Genomic DNA, 18,447 nt, shown 5'->3' with positions numbered 1-18,447 from the left:
GTGTCGCCGCCCGCCCCGGCCGGTCACCCCACCGGCATCCCGGCCTCCAGGTTGAGCACCGTGCCCCGCTCCCGCGCGCGCAGGGCCCAGCGGAGGCGCTGGTAGCGGACGGGCGGCAGCAGTTCGGCGGCCTCCTCCTCCGTGACGAAGCGCCAGTCCCGCAGTTCGGCGCCGGGAAGGCTCAGCCGCTCGGTGTCGGCCGGCCCGAGCGTGCCGCCGTCGAAGAGGAGCCGCAGCCCTCCGTAGCCGGGCGGCGCGGGCCGCTCCCAGTCGACGAGCAGCAGCCGGGGCACGGCGTCGAGGGCGAGGCCGACCTCCTCGGCCACCTCCCGCATCCCGGCCCGCGCCGGGGGCTCGCCCGGCTCCACGACACCGCCGGGGAACTCCCAGCCGGGCTTGTAGGTGGGGTCCACGAGCAGGAAGCGGTCCCGTTCGTCGAAGAGCAGCACGCCGGCGGCGACGGTCTCGCCGGTCGGCTCGGGCGTCTGGACGATGCCGCAGGGGGCGGCGCGTCCGTCCCGGAGCGCGTCGGCGACGGTCCGGGCGGTCTCGGCCGCGGTGAGCGCCGAGTTGTCGACGGCGTAGGCGTCGGCGGCGAGCCAGTCGAGGGCGGCGCGGTACGGATCCACGTGCCCGTGGCACCACTCGCGGACGCGGGCGTCGACGTCGGGATCGCCGTACTCCGCCCGGGTGTCGATCCGCTGACGCAGGATCGTTTCCTCAGGGGTGAGCAGGATGTGGCGCACCTCGATGCGGCGGGCGGCGAGGCCGCCGAAGATCTCGTCCCGGTACTCCTGGCGGATCAGGGTCATGGGGACGACCAGGACGCCGCCGGCCTCGGCGAGCAGGGCGGCGGCGGTGTCGACGACGAGCCGCCGCCAGATCGGCAGGTCCTGGTAGTCCTCGACCTCGGCGAGCCGCTTGGCCGGAAGGAGCCGGCGCACCGCGCCGCCGGTGAGCTCGGGGTCGTACAGGGTGCTGTGCGGGATCAGATCGACCAGTTCACGCGCGGTGCTGGACTTTCCCGCGCCGAACGCCCCGTTGATCCAGACGATCACGTTTCCCCCTCTTCGGTAGCCCCCTGTGGCTTGCCCGCAACACCCTGCCACGGAAACCACGATCGTATGGATCGGCGGCGGGACCGGCATGCGCGTGACACTTCGGGGAAACCGTCGTTGGGAACGGCAAGCACGAGGGGTGTGGAGATGAGTCGTACGGTTCTCGAACGTTTTCCGGCCGGCGGCCCGCGGGGCAGCTGGCCCGCCGAGGAGTTCGCCGGCGCGCGGCGCGACGAGGGCGTGCCGGCCCGGGTCGTGATGGACCTGGAGTCCGACGCGTTCCTGGTGGTCGTCGAACAGAGACCGCCGGAGCGCAGGAAGGCCGAAGGCGGACTGATCGGCCAGAGGAGGTCCGAGCGGGCGCGGGAGTAGCCCCCCGGACGCGGGAGCGAAGAGGTACGGGGGAGCCGGTCCCCGAAGTCGCACGGGTCCGGGTCCACAAGGACCCGAAAGCCACAAGGGCCCGAATTCACAGGGACTCGAAGGCACAAGGGCGCGAGGCCGTGAGGACCTGAGGCTGCGAGGAACCGAAGCCGCAAGGGCGCGAGGCCACAAGGGCCCGAAGCCGCGGAGAACCGTCGTGCCCCTCCGCACCATGACGCCGTACGGCCTCAGGAACCGCCGCCGGCAACCACGTTCGCGTCGGCGCGCGCCCCCGGTTCCCGCGCCCGCGCGGCGGCCGACGCCGCGCCGAGGAGGCCCGCGTCCGTGCCCGTGAGGGCCGGGACGACCTTCAGGTCCCGTACGAAGGAGAGGGCGGCGTAGCCGCGGAGGCTGCGCCGGAGCGGGGCGAAGAGGACCTCGCCCGCGCCCGCCACCCCGCCGCCGACGACCGCGACGTCGATCTCGACGAGGGCCGCCGTGGCGGCGATGCCCGCCGCGAGCGCCTGGGCCGCGCGCTCGAACGAGGCGACGGCCACCGGGTCCCCGGCGCGCGCGGAGGCGGCCACCGCGGCGGCGGAGGCGTCGCCGTCGGGCCCCGGCCGCCAGCCGTTCTCCAGGGCGCGGCGCGCCAGGTGCGGGCCGCTGGCGAGGCGTTCGACGCAGCCGCGTCCGCCGCACGCGCAGGGCTCGCCGTCCAGGTCGACCACGATGTGCCCGAGGTGACCGGCGTTGCCGGTGGGGCCCGTGCGCAGGCGCCCGTCGAGGACGAGACCGCCGCCGACGCCCGTGGAGACCACCAGGCAGAGGGCGTTGTCGTAGCCCCGGGCGGCTCCGAGCCAGTGCTCGGCCGCCGCCATGGCGACGCCGTCGCCGACGAGGGTGACCGGCCGTCCGCCGGCGGCCCGGCGGGCCCGTTCGACGAGCGGGTAGTCGCGCCAGCCGGGGACGTTGACGGGGCTGACGGTCCCCCGGGCCGCGTCGACCGGGCCCGCGCTGCCGATGCCGACGGCGTCGGCGGCCTCCCACAGCGGGGAGGCGGCGAGGTCGCCGAGGACGCCCTCGACCGCCGCCATCACCGTCTCGCCGTCCTCACGCGCGGGCGTGGGCCGCCGGGCCCGGGCCCGGACGCGCCCCTCGCCGTCGACCAGGGCACCGGCGATCTTGGTGCCCCCGATGTCGAGGGCGGCGACGAGGCCCGTGGCGAGGTCGGTGTGCATGGGCGGGGAACCTCCGGTGACGGCCGGGAACGGTCGGGCGTTCCGTATGGTCTCACGCGGCCTGACAACGTTGTCCAGGCCCTATGCTCGTCCGGAGTCCGAAAGACGGCCCGGCCACGGCGGGGTCCCGACACGACGGAGGAACCGCAGACCGTGGCCGACACCGCCCACCGCCCCGATCACCGCTACGGCAACCGGCCCACGATGAAGGACGTCGCCGCCAAGGCGGGCGTCGGCCTGAAGACGGTGTCCCGGGTGGTGAACGGCGAGCCGGGCGTCACCCCCGACACCGAGCGGCGGGTGCAGGAGGCCATCGAGGTCCTCGGCTTCCGGCGCAACGACAGCGCGCGGGTCCTGCGCAAGGGCAGGACCGCGACCGTCGGGCTGGTCCTGGAGGACCTCGCCGATCCCTTCTACGGTCCGCTGAGCCGGGCGGTCGAGGAGGTCGCGCGGGCGCACGGGGCCCTGCTGATCAACGGGTCGAGCGCCGAGGACCCCGAGCGGGAGCAGGAGTTGGCGCTCGCGCTGTGCGCGCGCCGGGTCGACGGCCTCATCGTCATCCCGGCCGGCGACGACCACCGGTACCTGGAGCCCGAGATCAGGGCGGGCGTCGCCACGGTCTTCGTCGACCGGCCCGCCGGGCGGATCGACGCCGACGCGGTGCTCTCCGACAGCTTCGGGGGCGCGCGCGACGGTACGGCCCACCTGATCGCGCACGGCCACCGCCGGATCGGTTTCGTCGGCGACCGCCCGTGCATCCACACGGCGGCCGAGCGGCTGCGCGGCTACCGCGCGGCGATGGAGGACGCGGGCCTCCCGGTCCGGGAGGAGTGGGTCTCGCCGGGCCCGACCGACCCGGAGCGGGTGGACGCGGCGGTACGGGGGATGCTAACCGCGCCGGAGCCGGTGACGGCGCTGTTCGCGGGGAACAACCGGGTCACCGTCACGGCCGTCCGCGCCCTCGCCGGGCAGGACCGGCCGGTCGCCCTGGTCGGCTTCGACGACATCGAGCTGGCCGACCTCCTGGGGATCACGGTCGTCGCGCAGGACGCCGCCGCGCTCGGCCGGACGGCGGCGGAGCGGTTGTTCCGGCGCCTGGACGGGGCGGACGGGGCGCCCGAGCGGGTGGTCCTCGGCACGACGCTCCTCCCCCGGGGGTCGGGCGAGATCGCGCCGCCGGCCGTCTGACAGCGGGCGGAGGAGCCCGGTGGGCGCCGTGCGGTCGCGGACACGCGCGCCGTGCGGCCGCGCGCGTCAGGTCGTCGCGGCCTCCGGGCGGAACGTGCGGCGGCGGGGCCCGGGGCGCGACCCCGAGGGCGGCGCGGAGGTGCCGGCGCGGGGAGACCCCCGTACCGGCTCCGGCCCGGCCGGTCTCCCACGCGGCCGCCGGCGGCGTGGGGCACCTGACCGTGCGGATCGCCGAGGCCCGGGGCGCGCACGTCATCGGCCCGGCGGGCGCGGCCGAACACGGAGTGCCGCGCCCGCCGGGCGCCGACGGGCCGGTCGGCCACCGCGTCACGGACCGCCGGGGCCGTCCGTGACGTCGGCGTCGTCCCGGACCCCCTCGGCGGCCCCGCCCGGGCCCGGAGGCTGCGGTCGGGCGGCGCGCCGGTCCCGCTCCTGCCGCCGGACGGCTCCTTCCCCGCGGAGGAGGCCGAACGGGCCGGGGCGCGGGCGGTCTTCATGCTCGTCGAGCCCGATCACGCGGGGCTGCGCGGGATCGCCGCGCCGGTCGGGGGCGACCGGCCGCGGGTGGTCGTCGAGGGCGTGTTCCCCCTCGACGAGGCGGCGCGGGCCCACGCCCCGGGCGAGACCGGCCGCACCACCGGCAAGGCCGTCCCCTCCGTCGCCCCGCCGGGCGGCCGGCCCTCCGGGGGCGGCTACTCGGCGGAGGCCGTGAGGTCGCCGCGGCGCGGGGCCGCGAAGCGGTCCAGGTCGGCGCGGGTCATGCCGGTGAGGGCGTCGACCTCGGTGGTGTCGAGGGCGCCGCAGTCGATGCCGCGCAGGAGGTAGGAGCTGAGCGCCTTGGCGGTGGCCGGCTCGTCCATGACGTCGCCGCCCGCGTGGTTGGCGTAGGCGGAGAGGCGCTTGGCGGCGGCCTCGAAGCCCTCGCGGTAGAAGGCGAAGACGGCGGCGTAGCGGGTGGGGATGTGGCCGGGGTGCATGTCCCAGCCCTGGTAGTAGGCGCGGGCGAGGGCGCGGCGGGTGAGGCCGTAGTGCAGGCGCCAGGCCTCGTGGACGTGCGCGGTGGGGCCGACCGGCAGGACGTTGGTGGAGCCGTCGGAGACGCGGACGCCGGTGCCGGCGGCGGCGACCTGCATGATCGCCTTGGCGTGGTCGGCGGCCGGGTGGTCGCTGGCCTGGTGGGCGGCGGAGACGCCGAGGCAGGCGCTGTAGTCGAAGGTGCCGTAGTGCAGCCCGGTGGCGCGGCCCTCGGCGGCCCCGATCATGCGGGCGACGGCGGCGGTGCCGTCGGCGGCGAGGATGGCCTGGCTGGTCTCGATCTGGATCTCGAAGCCGAGGCGGCCGGCGTCGAGGCCGTGGGCCTTCTCGAAGGCCTCCAGGAGGCGGACGAAGGCGGTGACCTGCTCGGGGTAGGTGACCTTGGGGAGGGTGAGGACGAGGCCCTCGGGGAGGCCGCCGTGCTCCAGGAGGCCGGTGAGGAAGACGTCGGTGGTGCGGATGCCCCGGTCGCGTACGGCGGACTCCATGCACTTCATCCGGATGCCGGTGTACGGGGCGGCGGTGCCCGCGGCCCGGGAGGCGCCCCCGGCGTACGCCTCGGAGACCAGCCGGGCGGCGCGGGCCGCGTCCCGGTCCTCGTCGTCGCCGCCGTAGCCGTCCTCGAAGTCGATCCGGAGGTCCTCGATCGGCTCGCGCTCCAGCTTGGTCCGCACGCGGCCGTACACGTCCTCGGCGAGGTCGTCGGGGAGGCCGAGGACGGCGGCGAAGGATGCGGCGTCGGGGGCGTGCTCGTCGAGGGCGGCGAGGGCCCGGTCGCCCCAGGAGCGGACGGTGCCGGCGTCGAAGAGGTTGCCGGGGACGTAGACGGTGTGGACGGGCTGGCGGGTGCCGGGGTCCCCCGGGTAGCGGCGGTCCAGCTCGGCGTCCACGGCGGCGAGGGAGGCACTGATGCCCTCGCTGACCGTCCCCGCGAGGCTCGTCGACACCTTCTCCTGCTGACCCATCCCACTACCCTCCTGTTTTCCGCTGCACGGAATCAACAATCCGTATGGCGAAGTTAACGGGCGGCCGGGACCCGCGTCAATGGGTGTCCGAAACGGCCGGGGGCCGCACGGTGAGAGTTCACCGTGCGGCCCCCGGCCCGACAGAACCGCAGGTCAGCCCTTGCGGGTCTTGACCTCTTCGGTCAGCTGCGGGACGACCTCGAAGAGGTCGCCCACCACGCCGTAGTCGACGAGCTCGAAGATCGGCGCCTCGGCGTCCTTGTTGATCGCGACGATCGTCTTCGAGGTCTGCATGCCCGCGCGGTGCTGGATCGCGCCGGAGATGCCGGACGCGATGTACAGCTGCGGCGAGACCGACTTGCCGGTCTGGCCGACCTGGTTGGCGTGCGGGTACCAGCCGGCGTCCACCGCGGCGCGGGAGGCGCCGACGGCCGCGCCGAGCGAGTCGGCGAGGGCCTCGATGATCGCGAAGTTCTCGGCGCCGTTGACGCCGCGGCCGCCGGAGACCACGATCGCGGCCTCGGTCAGCTCCGGGCGACCGGTCGACTCGCGCGGGGTGCGCGAGGTGACCTTGGTGCCGGTGGCCAGCGGGCCGAAGGAGACCGACAGGGCCTCGACGGCACCGGCGGCCGGGGCGGCCTCGACGGGGGCCGAGTTCGGCTTCACCGTGATGACCGGGGTGCCCTTGGAGACGCGGGACTTGGTGGTGAAGGATGCGGCGAACACGGACTGCGTCGCCACCGGGCCCTCGTCACCGGCCTCCAGGTCCACGGCGTCGGTGATGACGCCGGAGCCGATGCGGACCGCGAGGCGGGCCGCGATCTCCTTGGCCTCGGCCGAGGACGGCACGAGCACGGCGGCCGGGGAGACGGCCTCGTGGGCGGCCTGGAGGGCGTCGACCTTGGGGACGACGAGGTACTCGGCGAACTCGGGCGCGTCGGCGGTCAGGACCTTGACCGCACCGTGCTCGGCGAGGACCGGGGCGGTGTCGGCGGCGCCGTTGCCGAGCGCGACGGCGACCGGGTCGCCCAGACGGCGGGCGAGCGTCAGCAGCTCCAGGGTGGGCTTGCGGACGGCTCCGTCGACGTGGTCGACGTAGACGAGGATCTCAGCCATGGGGATTCAATCTCCTGCGAAGGTGAGGGGGAGGTCTGAGGCGGCTCGCGCGGATCGCCGGACGCGCGTCCGGCTCGCGCGGCTGAAGTCTTAGATGAACTTCTGGCCCGCGAGGAACTCGGCGAGCTGCTTGCCGCCCTCGCCCTCGTCCTTGACGATCGTGCCGGCCGCGCGGGCCGGACGCTCGGTGGCGGAGTCGACCGCGGTCCACGCGCCCTCCAGGCCGACCTCCTCGGCCTCCAGGTCGAGGTCGGAGAGGTCCAGGGACTCCACCGGCTTCTTCTTGGCGGCCATGATGCCCTTGAAGGACGGGTAGCGCGCCTCGCCCGACTGGTCCGTCACGGAGACGACGGCCGGCAGGGAGGCCTCCAGCTGCTCGGAGGCGGCGTCGCCGTCGCGGCGGCCGGTGACCCTGCCGTCCTCGATCTTGACCTCGGAGAGCAGCGTGACCTGCGGGACGCCCAGGCGCTCGGCCAGGATCGCGGGCAGCACGCCCATGACGCCGTCGGTGGAGGCCATGCCGGTGATGACCACGTCGTAGCCGGTCTTCTCGATCGCCTTGGCGAGCACCAGCGAGGTGCCCATGACGTCGGTGCCGTGCAGGTCGTCGTCCTCGACGTGGACGGCCTTGTCGGCGCCCATGGAGAGCGCCTTGCGCAGCGCGTCCTTGGCGTCCTCGGGACCGACCGTGAGCACGGTGACCTCGGCGTCGTCCGCCTCTTCCGCGATCTGCAGGGCCTGCTCGACCGCGTACTCGTCGAGCTCCGACAGCAGGCCGTCGACGTCGTCGCGGTCCACCGTCAGGTCATCGGCGAAGTGCCGGTCGCCGGTGGCGTCGGGCACGTACTTCACACAGACAACGATCCTCAAGCTCACGCCGGCTCTCCTACTGCATCGTCATAACTGGGCTGCCTTGTTGCTCGCAGCATAGGCGCCTGAAGGGCGGGTTTCCGGTCGGGGCGCCGTACGCCCCGCCCGAAATATTACTCGCCAGTACACCCAGTTCGTTACCGCTGAGCAACCGCTCAGCCGTGTGACCTTCCCAACGCGCGGAGAGCGGCGCGCGCGGGAACTCTCAGTCGCGCAGCGCGTTGAAGCGTCCGTGGTGGTACAGGAGGGGCCGGCCCGCCCCGTCCGGGTCGCCCGCTACCGCCTCCGCGATCACGATCCGGTGGTCCCCGGCGGGCACCCTGGCCACCACGCGGCACACCAGCCAGGCGAGGACGTCGTCGAGCACGGGCACGCCCTCGGGGCCGACGCTCCAGCCCGTCCCCTCGCCGAAGCGGTCGGCGCCGCTGCGGGCGAAGGTGGCGGCCAGGTCCTGCTGGTGCTCGCCGAGTATGTGCACGCCGATGAACTCGGCCTCGGAGACCACCGGCCAGGAGGAGGACGAGGTGCCGACGCCGAAGGAGACCAGCGGCGGGTCGGCGGCGACGGAGTTGAGCGAGGTCGCGGTGAATCCCACGGGGCGCTCGCCGTGCGCGGTGACGACCGCGACGCCGGCCGCGTGCCGGCGGAAGACGGAGCGGAGCAGATCGGGTGAGGCCTGCCGGGGGGCGCCGATCGTGGGAACGGTGCGGAGCTCGGGCGAAACCGTCATGGAATTGTCCTTCTGCGAGGGCGGCATGGAGGAGTCCTGGGGTGGGTCAGACGCCCGGACAGCGCGCGCTCGCGTTGCGGGCCAGGTCCACGTGGGCCCGGCCGTAGAGAAGGAGTTCCAGAGTCACTCCGCCAGGGTGACGATCGGTGGCGGTTGCAGTCAAGTGCGTACCGCGATGTGGGAGGAGCGTCACCGCCCGGACCGGGAGGGGTTCCGCCGCGCGGAGGGGGAGGGGACGCGTCGCGCGGGGGCGGAGGGGAAGGAGAAGGGGCTCCGTCGCGCGGAGGCCCGGGGGAAGGGGTTCCGCCGCACGGGGCGGGCGGGGTGCGGGCGTGCGGGCCGGGGGAGGTGTCACCGCGTCAGACCGCCCGTCCCAGGGCGGCGATGACGTCCGCCCTGCGGGGCTGCCCGGCGGCCCGGCGGACGACGCGCCCGGTCCGGTCCAGGACGAGCACGGTGGGGGTGCGGGCGATGCCGAGCGCGCGCACGAGGTCGAGCCGCGCCTCGGCGTCGATCTCGACGTGTCCCACGCCGGGCACCATCGCGGCGACCTCGGCGAGGGTGCGGCGGGTGGCACGGCAGGGCTGGCAGAAGGCGGTCGAGAACTGGACGAGCGTGGCCCGCTCCCCCAGTTCGGCGCCGAGCGCCTCCGGCCCCAGGACCTCGCTCATCGCTCTCCGTTCCCCTTCGTCCGCGCGCGCCCGTCGCGCGCGCCACGGAATACAGCGCCGCGGGACGGGTATCCGATTCCCGTTCCGGCCACCGCGAGTGACGAGAATCTCCCCTCGCAAGCCCGCTCAGGCTGGTCACAGCGTCCCTCATGGGGCACGATCTGCCCAAAGCCGAAAACCTACGGCCGCGTAACTTCGCCGGGAGAACCCTCCCCGGACAAGCAGGAAGAAGGGGTTCCTCTCCGATGGCAGAACTCGTCTATCGGCCGGTCGTCGGCGCCGCCCTGACCATGTTCAAGGCGCTGGACCTGAAGATCGACACGCAGGGTTCGGAGCACATCCCGCGGACCGGCGGAGCCGTCCTGGTCAGCAACCACATCAGCTACCTGGACTTCATCTTCACCGGTCTCGCCGCGCTGCCGCAGAAGCGCCTGGTGCGCTTCATGGCGAAGGACTCGGTCTTCCGGCACAAAATCTCCGGACCGCTCATGCGCGGCATGAAGCACATCCCGGTGGACCGCTCGCAGGGCGAGCACGCCTACAGGCACGCCCTGGAGTCGCTGCGGTCCGGCGAGATCGTCGGCGTCTTCCCCGAGGCGACCATCTCCCAGTCCTTCACGCTGAAGGGCTTCAAGACGGGCGCGGCGCGCCTCGCGCAGGAGGCGGGCGTCCCGCTGATCCCGATGGCGCTGTGGGGCACCCAGCGGGTCTGGACGAAGGGCCGGCCGCGGAACTTCAAGCGGAACCACATCCCGGTGACGATCCGCGTCGGCGAGGCCGTGGAGGCCCCCGCCGACCAGTACGCGGGCGCCATCACCCGGCGGCTGCGCGAGCGCGTGCAGGAGCTCCTGGAGGCCGCGCAGCGCGCCTATCCGGTCCGCCCCAAGGACGCCGGCGACACCTGGTGGGTGCCCGCGCACCTCGGCGGTACGGCTCCGACGCCGGCCCAGGTCAAGGAAGCCTGACCGGCTCCGGCCCGATCGGCTCCAGCGCGATCGGCTCCAGCGCGGCGGGAAGGATCCGGTCCAGGTGCGGCCGGTCGCGGGCGGCCCTCAGGGCCGCCAGGACGGCCGGGTGCGGCTCGGCGTGGAGCAGCGGGTAGTCCACCTCGCCGAGCTCCGGCCGTACGGACCGGGCGAGCCGCTCCTCGCCCAAGGAGAACCGGGTGTCCACGCCCGGCCGGTTGCCCCTCGGGTCCTGGCGGGCCCACGCCCGCTCCCCCGGCAGCAGGACGGCGGTGAGGCCGTGCACCACGGGGTGGGATCCGTCGTCGTCGGCGAGCCGCTGGTAGCAGAGGGCGGCCGGGATGCCCCGGGCCCGCAGGAGCGCCGCGTACGCGACGGTCTTGGCGTAGCAGATGCCGGTGCGCAGCTCCAGGACGTCGGAGGCGCGCCAGGTGACGCGGGGGTCGCCGGAGTCCATGGAGTGCGGGATCGCGTCGCGCACGTACGCGAAGGCCGCCTCGGCGTACCCGCGGGCGCCGGGGTGCCCGGCGGAGAGGCGGTCCGCCACCTCCCGCACGCGCGGGTGCTCGTGGTCGACGGCCTCGCCCGCGGCGAGGTAGGCGTCGATGTCCGGGTCCTGCTGGATGAGTTCCATGCGGGACGACCCTAGGGAGACGGCCGGACGGAGTCAATGACTTTCCGTCCGGCCGTATATTCATGCACTCCGGATCAGCGGGCCAGCTCTTCCTTCAGGGCCTGGAGGAAGGCGTCCACGTCGTCCTCCGTGGTGTCGAAGGCGCACATCCAGCGCACGTCGCCGGCGGCCTCGTCCCAGAAGTAGAAGCGGAAGCGCTCCTGGAGCCGGCGGCTCACCTCGTGCGGGAGGCGGGCGAAGACCGCGTTGGCCTGGACCGGGTAGAGGATCTCCACCCCGTCGAGGGCGCGCACCCCGGCCGCGAGGCGCTGGGCCATCGCGTTGGCGTGGCGGGCGTTGCGCAGCCAGAGGTCCTTCGCGAGCAGCGCCTCCAGCTGCACCGACACGAACCGCATCTTCGACGCGAGCTGCATGGACAGCTTGCGCAGGTGCTTCATGTGGCTGACCGCGTCCGGGTTCAGCACGATCACGGCCTCGCCGAAGATCATCCCGTTCTTGGTCCCGCCGTACGAGAGCACGTCCACGCCCACCGCGTTGGTGAACGCGCGCATGGGCACGTCGAGCGAGGCGGCGGCGTTGGCTATCCGGGCCCCGTCGAGGTGCACCTTCATGCCCTTGGAGTGGGCGTGCTCCACGATCGCGCGGATCTCGTCGACCGTGTAGACGGTGCCCAGCTCGGTGTTCTGGGTGATCGAGACGACCTGGGGCATGGCCCGGTGCTCGTCGTCCCAGCCCCAGGCCTGCCGGTCGATCAGCTCGGGGGTGAGCTTGCCGTCCGGGGTCGGCACGGTGAGCAGCTTGAGGCCGCCCATCCGCTCCGGCGCGCCGCCCTCGTCCACGTTGATGTGGGCCGACTCGGCGCAGACGACGGCGCCCCAGCGGTCGGTGAGCGCCTGGAGGGCGGTCACGTTGGCACCGGTGCCGTTGAAGACCGGGAACGCCTCGGCGCCCGGCCCGAAGTGGCTGTGCACGATCCGCTGGAGGTGGTCGGTGTACTGGTCCTCGCCGTAGGCGACCTGGTGGCCCTCGTTGGCGAGGGCCAGGGCCGCGAGGATCTCGGGGTGGACGCCGGCGTAGTTGTCGCTGGCGAAGCCCCGGACCGACGGGTCGTGGTGACGACGCGCGTCGGTCCTGGGGCCGATGGCCGCGGTCACGGCGCGGGGGTCAGCCACAGGCGCTGTCCATTCACTTCCCGGGCGGGCCTGTCCCACAGGCCGGCGATCTCTGCGGCCAGGTCGTCGACGTCGGTGAAGCCCGCGAACTTCGCGTGGGGGCGCTCGGCGCGCATCGCCTCGTGCACCAACGCCTTGATCACCAGGATCGCGGCCGCCGCCTGCGGGCCGTCGTCGCCCCCCAGCTTGCGGAAGGAGTCCGCCATGGCGAGGGTCCAGGCCTCGGCCGCCGCCTTGCCCGCGTTGTACGCGGCGTTGCCCGCGACCGGCTTGTGGGCGCCGGCCTGGCTGATCAGGGCGTAGCGGCCGCGGCCGCCCGCACGGAGCAGCGGGTCGTGGAAGGCGAGCGAGGTGTGCTGGACCGTGCGGATCAGGAGCTTCTCCAGGAAGTCCCAGTCCTTGAGCTCGGTCTCCGTGAAGGAGGGGCTGCCGCGCCAGCCGCCGACGAGGTGGACCAGGCCGTCGATCCGGCCGAACTCGCCCTCGGTCTTCGCGGCCCAGTCGCGGGTGGCCGCGGGGTCGAGCAGGTCGACGGTGTCGCCGACGACCGTGGCGCCGCCGTGCGCGTAGCGGGCCGCGTCGACGGCCTCCGCGAGGCGGGCCGGGTCCGCGTCGGACGCGACCACGGTCGCGCCCGCCTCGGCGAGCCGCAGCAGCGTGGCGCGGCCCGCGGGGCCGGCCGCTCCGGCGACCGCGATGACGGCGCCGTCGAGCGGCCCGCCGTTTCCTTCGGCGTTCATGGACACCGTCTCCTCCGTGCGCTCGGCGTTCCCCGGTCCTTCGGCAGGAGCGCTCACGCGGCGGCCCGCTCGGTGCGGGGGGCGCCGGCGGCGGTGATCCCCTTGGTGTCGGCGATCACGCCCTTCAGCTTCTTGGCGAGGGCCTCGAAGAACATGCTGAGCGGAAACTCGTCCGGAAGCACGTCGTCCACGAGCTTGCGCGGCGGCAGGGACAGGTCGAGGGCGTCGGGACCCTTGGCCCACTTCGAGCCCGGGTGCGGGGCGAGGTAGGTGGAGACCAGCTCGTACGCCTTGAACCAGTGGACGAGCTTGGGGCGGTCGATGCCGTCGCGGTAGAGCTTCTCGATCTCGGCGCAGAGCTGGTTGGTGACCTCGGGGGCCCGCTGCCAGTCGATCTTGAGCGTGTTGTCCGTCCAGCGCACCACGTCGTGCCTGTGGAGGTACGCGAAGAGGAGCTGGCCGCCGAGGCCGTCGTAGTTGCGGTTCCGGTCGCCGGAGAGCGGGAAGCGGAACATGCGGTCGAAGAGGACGGCGTACTGCACGTCACGGCCGTGCGTGTTGCCCTCGGCCTCCAGCTTCACGGCCTCCTTGAAGGCGGTGAGGTCGCAGCGGAGCTCCTCCAGGCCGTACATCCAGAAGGGCTGGCGCTGCTTGATCATGAAGGGGTCGAAGGGCAGGTCGCCGTGGCTGTGGGTGCGGTCGTGGACCATGTCCCAGAGCACGAAGGCCTTCTCGCAGCGCTCCTGGTCGCCGATCATCGCGGCGATGTCGGCGGGCAGCTCGATGCCCAGGGTGTCGACGGCGGCCTCGGTGACCTTGCGGAAGCGGGCGGCCTCGCGGTCGCAGAAGATGCCGCCCCAGGTGAAGCGCTCGGGAGCCTCGCGGACGGCGATGGTCTCCGGGAAGAGGACGGCCGAGTTGGTGTCGTACCCGGCGGTGAAGTCCTCGAAGGTGATGCCGCAGAAGAGCGGGTTGTCGTAGCGGGTGCGCTCCAGCTCGGCGAGCCACTCGGGCCAGACCATGCGGAGCACGACCGCTTCGAGATTGCGGTCCGGGTTGCCGTTCTGCGTGTACATCGGGAAGAGCACGAGGTGCTGGAGCCCGTCGGCGCGGTCGGCGGCCGGCTGGAAGGCGAGCAGCGCGTCCAGGAAGTCCGGCACCGCGAAGCCGCTCGCGGCCCACTTGCGCAGGTCGGAGACGAGGGCGCGGTGGTAGGCGGCGTCGTGCGGGAGGAGGGGGGCGAGCAGCTCGACCGCGGCGACGACCCGGTCGAGGGTCTGCTCGACGAGGGAGCGGGCCGGGGCGTCCTCGGCGTCGAAGTCGACGGAGCCGTCCGCGCTCTGCCAGGCGCGGATCTCCTCCACGGCGTTCTTGAGCTCGGGCCAGGCCGGGTGGTCGACGACCCGGGCGTCGGTGGTTATCCCCCCACCGGTCACGTCCTGCACAAGAATTTCCGTCATGCCTCTTCCTCCACAGGAGAACCTCGCGTCAAGACACCGTATACATCGACGCTTCTCCCCCACAAGAGGAGCAAGGGAAATTATCCTGCGCGACCCCCCTGTCGACAGAAGTTTTTCCTGTCACCGGGGGGTGGGGCCACGCTTCCGCCATTCGGGTGCTTTCGTCCCGGGTCCGCCCCCGACCCGGCGGCTCACACCAGCGGCTTGACGAGCAGCTCGAACTCCAGGTCGTCGCGCTGGGGCAGGCCGAAGCGCTCGTCGCCGTAGGGGAACGGCGTCGTCCGGCCCGTCCGCCGGTAGCCGCGCCGCTCGTACCAGGCGATCAGCTCCTCGCGCACGGAGATCACCGTCATGTGCATCTCGCGCACGTCCCACAGCTCGCGCACCCGGCGCTCGGCCTCCGCGATGATCAGCTTGCCGAGGCCCGCGCCCTGGAGCTCGGGGCGGACGGCGAACATGCCGAAGTAGGCGGCCTCCCCGCGGTGCTCCAGCTGGCAGCAGGCGACGGTCCCGCCGTCCCGCTCGACGACCAGGAGGCGGCTGCCGGGGGCGGTGATGACGGCGGCCACGCCCTCGGGGTCGGTGCGCTGCCCCTGGAGGATGTCCGCCTCCGTGGTCCAGCCGGCCCGGCTGGCGTCGCCCCGGTAGGCCGACTCCACCAGCGGGACGAGGACGGGGACGTCCTCCAGGACCGCTTCGCGGTAGGCGATCCGGCCGGTCTCCTGGGACGTGGCGGTGTCCATGTACGGGGCTCCCCTCGGGCTTCGGCGATCGGCGTGCGCGATCGCCCCGAGCCTAACGCGCGCACCTTTCGCTCCCCCTCGTACGCCTGTGCGCAACCGTGCGCCCGCGTACCGCCCCGGGGCGGAGGGCATCCCTCCCCGGAGGGGACGGGTGTCGAGGGGGAGGTGTGCCGTGCACGGACCGGCTCTGTCCGGGTGGTTGCTGGTCGCCCTGTGCGCGGCGACGGGCGTGTACTGCCTGCTGCGGATGCGCGCGTGCGCCGGGCGGGAGCGGCGGGCCGCGGGCGGCGAGGCGGTGATGGGGTTCGGGATGGCGTTCATGGCGCTGCCCGCGGCGGTCCTGACGCCGCCGGGGTGGAGCTGGGCGGCGTACGCGGCGGTGTTCGGCGCGACGGCGCTGCACGGCCTGCTCGCCGTCCGGCACGGCGCCCACCACCTGCACCACCTGGTGGGCTCGCTCGCCATGGTCTACATGGCGGTGGCGATGGCCGCCCCCGGCGCGCCGGGGGCGCACGCGGGGCACGCGGCGGCGGGCGCGGGGGGCGTACCCCTGCTCACGGGCGGGCTCCTCCTCTACTACGCGGTGTACGTGCTGCGCGCGGGGGCGCGGCTCGTCCCGGTGGCGGCGACCGCGGGCGGCCCGTTGGGCGGCTCCGCACCGACAGGCGGGGCGGCCCGGGCGGGCGGGCCGGAGATGACGCTGGCGTGCCGTCTGTCGATGGCGCTGGGCATGGTGGCGATGCTCGTGACGCTCTGAGCGGGACGGGGGGCGGGGCGGGGCGGGCGGGTGCTCCCGTGGACGGGCGCTCGTACGTGCGGCCGGGCTTCCGGGCATCCGGGCATCCGGGCATCCGGGCATCCGGGCGGGCAACGAAACCGTGGCGTACGTCACTTGCTCTCCGCGCCCGTACCCCCGACCTGTACCCCGCTCATAGGCTGGCGCCATGTGGGTCTCCCTCGCGCTGTTCCTGCTCGGTCTCCTGACCGCCCTCGTGGCTCCCCGGCTGCTGTCCAGGGCGGACTGGGCCGAGCGAGAACCCGTGGTGGCCCTGTGGGTGTGGCAGTGCGCGGTGGCCGCCGTCCTGCTGAGCTTCGCGCTCTCCATGACGTTCAGCGCGTCGGCCGCCTGGCAGGCCGTGCGGGGCCAGGTCTTCGCGCCCGCGCCGAGCGCCGTGATCGAGGCCTACGAGCTCGGCACGAGCGGCCCCTGGTCCGCGGTGCTCGCGGTGGCCCTCGCGGCCGGCGGGGTGTGGTCCGGGGCGATGCTGGGGCGGGAGATCGGACAGGCCCGCGCCCGGCGCCGGCAGCGCCGCTGCGACCTCCTCGTCCGCGCGCCCCTGATGCCCGGGGAGGAGCCGGGCGGCGAGCGCCTGGTCGTCCTGGAGGGCGAGCGGGCGGACGCCTGGTGGCTGGCGGGACCCACGCCCCAGCTGGTCATCACCACGGCGGCGCTGCGCCGCCTGAAGGGGCGTCAGCTCGACGCGGTCCTGGCGCACGAGCAGGGCCACGCCCGGGCCCGGCACGACTGGCTGCTGCACTGCTCGGCGGCGCTGGCCGCCGGCTTCCCCGGCGTCCCCGTCTTCACGGCCTTCCGCGAGGAGATGCACCGGCTCGTGGAGCTGGCCGCCGACGACGTGGCCTCGCGCCGGTTCGGGCGGCTGACGATCGCGCTCGCGCTGGTCGAACTGAACGAGGACCGCGGGGCGTTCGGGCCCGGTCCGGTCCCGGGCGGGGGCCTGCCCCAGCGGGTGAACCGGCTCCTGACCGCGGCACCCCGGCTCACGGCCGGACGCCGGCTGCGCCTGACGGCGGCCGCGTCCCTGGTGCCGGTGGTCCCGGTGCTCGTGGCCTTCGTCCCCGCCCTCCGCGCGCTGGGCTAGCCCCCTGACCCGCGGGGCGCCCCGGGAGGCGCGCGGAGTACGCGGGGCGTGTGAGGAATCATGCGGCGGTGATCCTGGGGCAGGATCGCCCCATGCGCTCCTCCGCCGTGGTCTCCGGAGTCCTGTCCGCCCTGCTGCTCGCGCTCGTCGCCGTCGGGTGGTCGCCCCTGCTCTCCTTCGACCGGGCGGTCGCCGAGGAGCTGCACCGCAGCGCCGTCGCCCACCCCGGCCTCACCCGGGTCAACCGCGTCCTGAGCGACTGGGTGTGGGACCCGCTGACGATGCGCGCCCTGGCCGCCGGCACGGCGGTGCTGCTGTGGTGGCGGGGGGCACGGCGGCTCGCCCTGTGGGTGGCCGGAACGAGCGTCCTGGCCCTGCTCCTCCAGCAGGGACTGAAGGCCCTGGTGGGGCGGGAGCGGCCGCAGTGGCCCGATCCGGTCGACCGGGCGCACTACGCGGCCTTCCCGTCCGGACACGCGATGACGGCGGCGGTCGTCTGCGGACTGCTGCTGTGGGTCCTCGCGCTGCACTGGCGGGACGAGTGGCGCGGCTGGGCGGCGCTCGCGAGCGCCGCGGTCGTGTCCGTGCTCGGGGTGGGCTGGACCCGGGCCTACCTGGGCGTCCACTGGCCCTCGGACATCGTCGAGGGCTGGCTCCTGGGCTGGTTCTGCGTGTCCGTGGCGGTCCTCGCGCACCGCCGGAGCGAGCGGCGCCGGGCGCGGACCGCCCCCGGGAACGGCGGCGAGGGCGGGGGGAGCAGAACGGACGGAGAACGATGAAGCCGCCTGTTCTGGACGATCCCCCGTGTCGCCCAGAACAGACGGCCTCCCCGGCGGTCCGCCACGGGGGCAGGCCGACGGGATGCGCCGAGTATATTGGCCGGCAGCCAGTCAACGCAGGAGTCCAGCATGTCCCCGCGTAGCCCATCGGTCAATGAAGAGCTCCGGCGCCGGTCGCGGGAGCGCATTCTGCAGGCCACCGTGGAGCTGGTCGACACGCGGGGCTACGAGGCGACCACGCTCGGCGACATCGCGGAGCGGGCGGGCACGGCGCGGGGGCTGATCTCGTACTACTTCCCGGGCAAGCGGCAGCTCCTCCAGTCGGCGGTGCACCGGCTGATGCACCTCACGCTGGAGGCGGCGCTCGAACGCGAGCCGCGCACGGAGGACGGCCGGGAGCGCCTGGCCCGCGCGATCGACGCGATCCTGGGGCTCGCGGTGGACCGCCCGACCCTGATGCGGACCCACATGGCGGGCATCCTCCAGGCCGAGGGCTTCGTGCGGTGCGAGGAGCAGCAGCGCCTCGCCTTCCTGCTGCGCGACACGGTGGAGCGGTACGGCTCCGAGGACGTGGACACGGACTATCCGCTGCTGCGGGCGCTGCTGATGGGTGCGGTGGTGGCGGTGCTGCTGCCGGGGGCCCCGATGCCCTGGACGCGGCTGCGGTCGGAGCTGTTCGCGCGGTACGGCCTCGACGGGGACATGGGCGCGGCGCCGGGCGGGGGCGCGGGCCGCGGGGCGCCCCCCCCCGGGGGGGCGGGGCCCCGGGGGCCCCCCCGGCGGGGGGACTCGACCTTGTACCGCGGCGCCAGGCCCGGGTGCGCGTACCCGCCGCAACAC

The 18,447-nt window shown here is 74.2% G+C and carries 19 protein-coding genes and 2 pseudogenes; 9 read left to right on the top strand and 12 right to left on the bottom strand.

Features of this window, described 5'->3' with window-relative positions; translation table 11 throughout:
* Nucleotides 1-23: 23 nt before the first annotated feature.
* The gene (locus ACIQKA_RS03305) at nt 24-1,058 is read right to left on the bottom strand and encodes an NUDIX domain-containing protein (RefSeq protein WP_383160235.1); all 1,035 of its coding nucleotides are present in this window, start codon (nt 1,056-1,058) and stop codon (nt 24-26) included.
* 147 nt (nt 1,059-1,205) lie between these two features.
* Between ACIQKA_RS03305 and ACIQKA_RS03300 the strand changes: the two genes are divergently transcribed.
* On the top strand, nt 1,206-1,430 hold the full coding sequence (locus ACIQKA_RS03300; RefSeq protein ID WP_383160232.1) for a hypothetical protein: 225 nt from the start codon (nt 1,206-1,208) through the stop codon (nt 1,428-1,430).
* A 239-nt stretch (nt 1,431-1,669) separates the two neighbouring features.
* Here ACIQKA_RS03300 and ACIQKA_RS03295 read toward each other — a convergent pair whose 3' ends face one another.
* Nucleotides 1,670-2,659, bottom strand: coding sequence for an ROK family protein (locus ACIQKA_RS03295; protein WP_402539807.1), 990 nt, complete (start codon nt 2,657-2,659; stop codon nt 1,670-1,672).
* Between the two features lie 204 nt (nt 2,660-2,863).
* Between ACIQKA_RS03295 and ACIQKA_RS03290 the strand changes: the two genes are divergently transcribed.
* The 3 genes and pseudogenes from ACIQKA_RS03290 to ACIQKA_RS03280 all read left to right on the top strand — a co-directional run.
* Entirely contained in the window at nt 2,864-3,847 is a 984-nt protein-coding gene (locus ACIQKA_RS03290; protein ID WP_402540242.1) for a LacI family DNA-binding transcriptional regulator, read from the top strand.
* A gap of 206 nt (nt 3,848-4,053) precedes the next feature.
* Nucleotides 4,054-4,200, top strand: coding sequence for a hypothetical protein (locus tag ACIQKA_RS03285; protein ID WP_402539806.1), 147 nt, complete (start codon nt 4,054-4,056; stop codon nt 4,198-4,200).
* Between the two features lie 49 nt (nt 4,201-4,249).
* Nucleotides 4,250-4,438: pseudogene (locus tag ACIQKA_RS03280) on the top strand (NADP-dependent oxidoreductase); the annotation flags it as partial.
* Between the two features lie 101 nt (nt 4,439-4,539).
* On the opposite strand, the gene ACIQKA_RS03275 reads toward ACIQKA_RS03280, so the two are convergent.
* The 5 genes from ACIQKA_RS03275 to ACIQKA_RS03255 form a co-directional block, all read right to left on the bottom strand.
* Nucleotides 4,540-5,847, bottom strand: coding sequence for a DUF6986 family protein (locus ACIQKA_RS03275; RefSeq protein WP_390106907.1), 1,308 nt, complete (start codon nt 5,845-5,847; stop codon nt 4,540-4,542).
* A gap of 153 nt (nt 5,848-6,000) precedes the next feature.
* The gene (locus tag ACIQKA_RS03270) at nt 6,001-6,963 is read right to left on the bottom strand and encodes an electron transfer flavoprotein subunit alpha/FixB family protein (protein WP_383159673.1); all 963 of its coding nucleotides are present in this window, start codon (nt 6,961-6,963) and stop codon (nt 6,001-6,003) included.
* A gap of 90 nt (nt 6,964-7,053) precedes the next feature.
* Nucleotides 7,054-7,839: an electron transfer flavoprotein subunit beta/FixA family protein gene (locus tag ACIQKA_RS03265; RefSeq protein WP_402539804.1), complete on the bottom strand. Its 786-nt coding sequence runs from the start codon at nt 7,837-7,839 to the stop codon at nt 7,054-7,056.
* A gap of 199 nt (nt 7,840-8,038) precedes the next feature.
* Nucleotides 8,039-8,563, bottom strand: a complete 525-nt coding sequence (locus ACIQKA_RS03260; RefSeq protein ID WP_386371486.1) for a flavin reductase family protein — start codon at nt 8,561-8,563, stop codon at nt 8,039-8,041.
* 359 nt (nt 8,564-8,922) lie between these two features.
* Nucleotides 8,923-9,234 carry a thioredoxin family protein gene (locus ACIQKA_RS03255; protein ID WP_366372635.1) on the bottom strand — a complete coding sequence of 104 codons (312 nt, stop codon included), beginning with the start codon at nt 9,232-9,234 and terminating at the stop codon, nt 8,923-8,925.
* Between the two features lie 245 nt (nt 9,235-9,479).
* Between ACIQKA_RS03255 and ACIQKA_RS03250 the strand changes: the two genes are divergently transcribed.
* On the top strand, nt 9,480-10,199 hold the full coding sequence (locus ACIQKA_RS03250; protein ID WP_383159680.1) for a lysophospholipid acyltransferase family protein: 720 nt from the start codon (nt 9,480-9,482) through the stop codon (nt 10,197-10,199).
* Here the strand turns inward: ACIQKA_RS03250 and ACIQKA_RS03245 are convergent.
* The 5 genes from ACIQKA_RS03245 to ACIQKA_RS03225 all read right to left on the bottom strand — a co-directional run bounded on the left by ACIQKA_RS03245 (nt 10,186) and on the right by ACIQKA_RS03225 (nt 14,948).
* Entirely contained in the window at nt 10,186-10,833 is a 648-nt protein-coding gene (locus ACIQKA_RS03245; RefSeq protein WP_402539802.1) for a transglutaminase family protein, read from the bottom strand. The two genes, ACIQKA_RS03250 and ACIQKA_RS03245, sit on opposite strands and share 14 nt — an antisense overlap.
* Nucleotides 10,834-10,907: 74 nt before the next feature.
* Complete coding sequence (locus tag ACIQKA_RS03240; RefSeq protein WP_383315736.1) at nt 10,908-11,987, bottom strand: threonine aldolase family protein; 1,080 nt, start codon at nt 11,985-11,987, stop codon at nt 10,908-10,910.
* Nucleotides 11,984-12,745 carry an SDR family NAD(P)-dependent oxidoreductase gene (locus ACIQKA_RS03235; protein ID WP_383438313.1) on the bottom strand — a complete coding sequence of 254 codons (762 nt, stop codon included), beginning with the start codon at nt 12,743-12,745 and terminating at the stop codon, nt 11,984-11,986. The genes ACIQKA_RS03240 and ACIQKA_RS03235 overlap by 4 nt, the downstream gene beginning before the upstream one ends.
* A 53-nt stretch (nt 12,746-12,798) precedes the next feature.
* The gene (locus ACIQKA_RS03230) at nt 12,799-14,205 is read right to left on the bottom strand and encodes a DUF6421 family protein (RefSeq protein ID WP_383159687.1); all 1,407 of its coding nucleotides are present in this window, start codon (nt 14,203-14,205) and stop codon (nt 12,799-12,801) included.
* Between the two features lie 191 nt (nt 14,206-14,396).
* Entirely contained in the window at nt 14,397-14,948 is a 552-nt protein-coding gene (locus tag ACIQKA_RS03225) for a GNAT family N-acetyltransferase (RefSeq protein ID WP_383159690.1), read from the bottom strand.
* Between the two features lie 172 nt (nt 14,949-15,120).
* Here ACIQKA_RS03225 and ACIQKA_RS03220 point away from each other — a divergent pair, with 172 nt between their 5' ends.
* The 4 genes and pseudogenes from ACIQKA_RS03220 to ACIQKA_RS03205 all read left to right on the top strand — a co-directional run.
* Nucleotides 15,121-15,705 carry a DUF5134 domain-containing protein gene (locus tag ACIQKA_RS03220; protein ID WP_383159693.1) on the top strand — a complete coding sequence of 195 codons (585 nt, stop codon included), beginning with the start codon at nt 15,121-15,123 and terminating at the stop codon, nt 15,703-15,705.
* Between the two features lie 187 nt (nt 15,706-15,892).
* A complete protein-coding gene (locus ACIQKA_RS03215) occupies nt 15,893-16,828 on the top strand; it encodes a M48 family metalloprotease (RefSeq protein WP_391093854.1) in 936 nt (311 codons plus the stop codon).
* 92 nt (nt 16,829-16,920) lie between these two features.
* Entirely contained in the window at nt 16,921-17,607 is a 687-nt protein-coding gene (locus ACIQKA_RS03210; RefSeq protein ID WP_383438305.1) for a phosphatase PAP2 family protein, read from the top strand.
* A 129-nt stretch (nt 17,608-17,736) separates the two neighbouring features.
* Nucleotides 17,737-18,387: pseudogene (locus ACIQKA_RS03205) on the top strand (TetR/AcrR family transcriptional regulator); the annotation flags it as partial.
* Nucleotides 18,388-18,447 lie beyond the last annotated feature (60 nt).

Origin of the sequence: Streptomyces sp. NPDC092045 (genome assembly GCF_044756005.1) — a bacterium.
In the GTDB taxonomy this organism is placed as follows: domain Bacteria; phylum Actinomycetota; class Actinomycetes; order Streptomycetales; family Streptomycetaceae; genus Streptomyces.
This window is presented reverse-complemented; position numbering and strand designations above follow the sequence as displayed.

Bases quoted from the DNA above. Each gene is read 5' to 3' on its own strand.
- ACIQKA_RS03300 (WP_383160232.1), top strand. From the start codon at position 1,206: ATGAGTCGTACGGTTCTCGAACGTTTTCCGGCCGGCGGCCCGCGGGGC.
- ACIQKA_RS03295 (WP_402539807.1), bottom strand. From the start codon at position 2,659: ATGCACACCGACCTCGCCACGGGCCTCGTCGCCGCCCTCGACATCGGG.
- ACIQKA_RS03290 (WP_402540242.1), top strand. From the start codon at position 2,864: ATGAAGGACGTCGCCGCCAAGGCGGGCGTCGGCCTGAAGACGGTGTCC.
- ACIQKA_RS03275 (WP_390106907.1), bottom strand. From the start codon at position 5,847: ATGGGTCAGCAGGAGAAGGTGTCGACGAGCCTCGCGGGGACGGTCAGC.
- ACIQKA_RS03270 (WP_383159673.1), bottom strand. From the start codon at position 6,963: ATGGCTGAGATCCTCGTCTACGTCGACCACGTCGACGGAGCCGTCCGC.
- ACIQKA_RS03260 (WP_386371486.1), bottom strand. From the start codon at position 8,563: ATGACGGTTTCGCCCGAGCTCCGCACCGTTCCCACGATCGGCGCCCCC.
- ACIQKA_RS03255 (WP_366372635.1), bottom strand. From the start codon at position 9,234: ATGAGCGAGGTCCTGGGGCCGGAGGCGCTCGGCGCCGAACTGGGGGAG.
- ACIQKA_RS03250 (WP_383159680.1), top strand. From the start codon at position 9,480: ATGGCAGAACTCGTCTATCGGCCGGTCGTCGGCGCCGCCCTGACCATG.
- ACIQKA_RS03245 (WP_402539802.1), bottom strand. From the start codon at position 10,833: ATGGAACTCATCCAGCAGGACCCGGACATCGACGCCTACCTCGCCGCG.
- ACIQKA_RS03235 (WP_383438313.1), bottom strand. From the start codon at position 12,745: ATGAACGCCGAAGGAAACGGCGGGCCGCTCGACGGCGCCGTCATCGCG.
- ACIQKA_RS03230 (WP_383159687.1), bottom strand. From the start codon at position 14,205: ATGACGGAAATTCTTGTGCAGGACGTGACCGGTGGGGGGATAACCACC.
- ACIQKA_RS03225 (WP_383159690.1), bottom strand. From the start codon at position 14,948: ATGGACACCGCCACGTCCCAGGAGACCGGCCGGATCGCCTACCGCGAA.
- ACIQKA_RS03215 (WP_391093854.1), top strand. From the start codon at position 15,893: ATGTGGGTCTCCCTCGCGCTGTTCCTGCTCGGTCTCCTGACCGCCCTC.
- ACIQKA_RS03210 (WP_383438305.1), top strand. From the start codon at position 16,921: ATGCGCTCCTCCGCCGTGGTCTCCGGAGTCCTGTCCGCCCTGCTGCTC.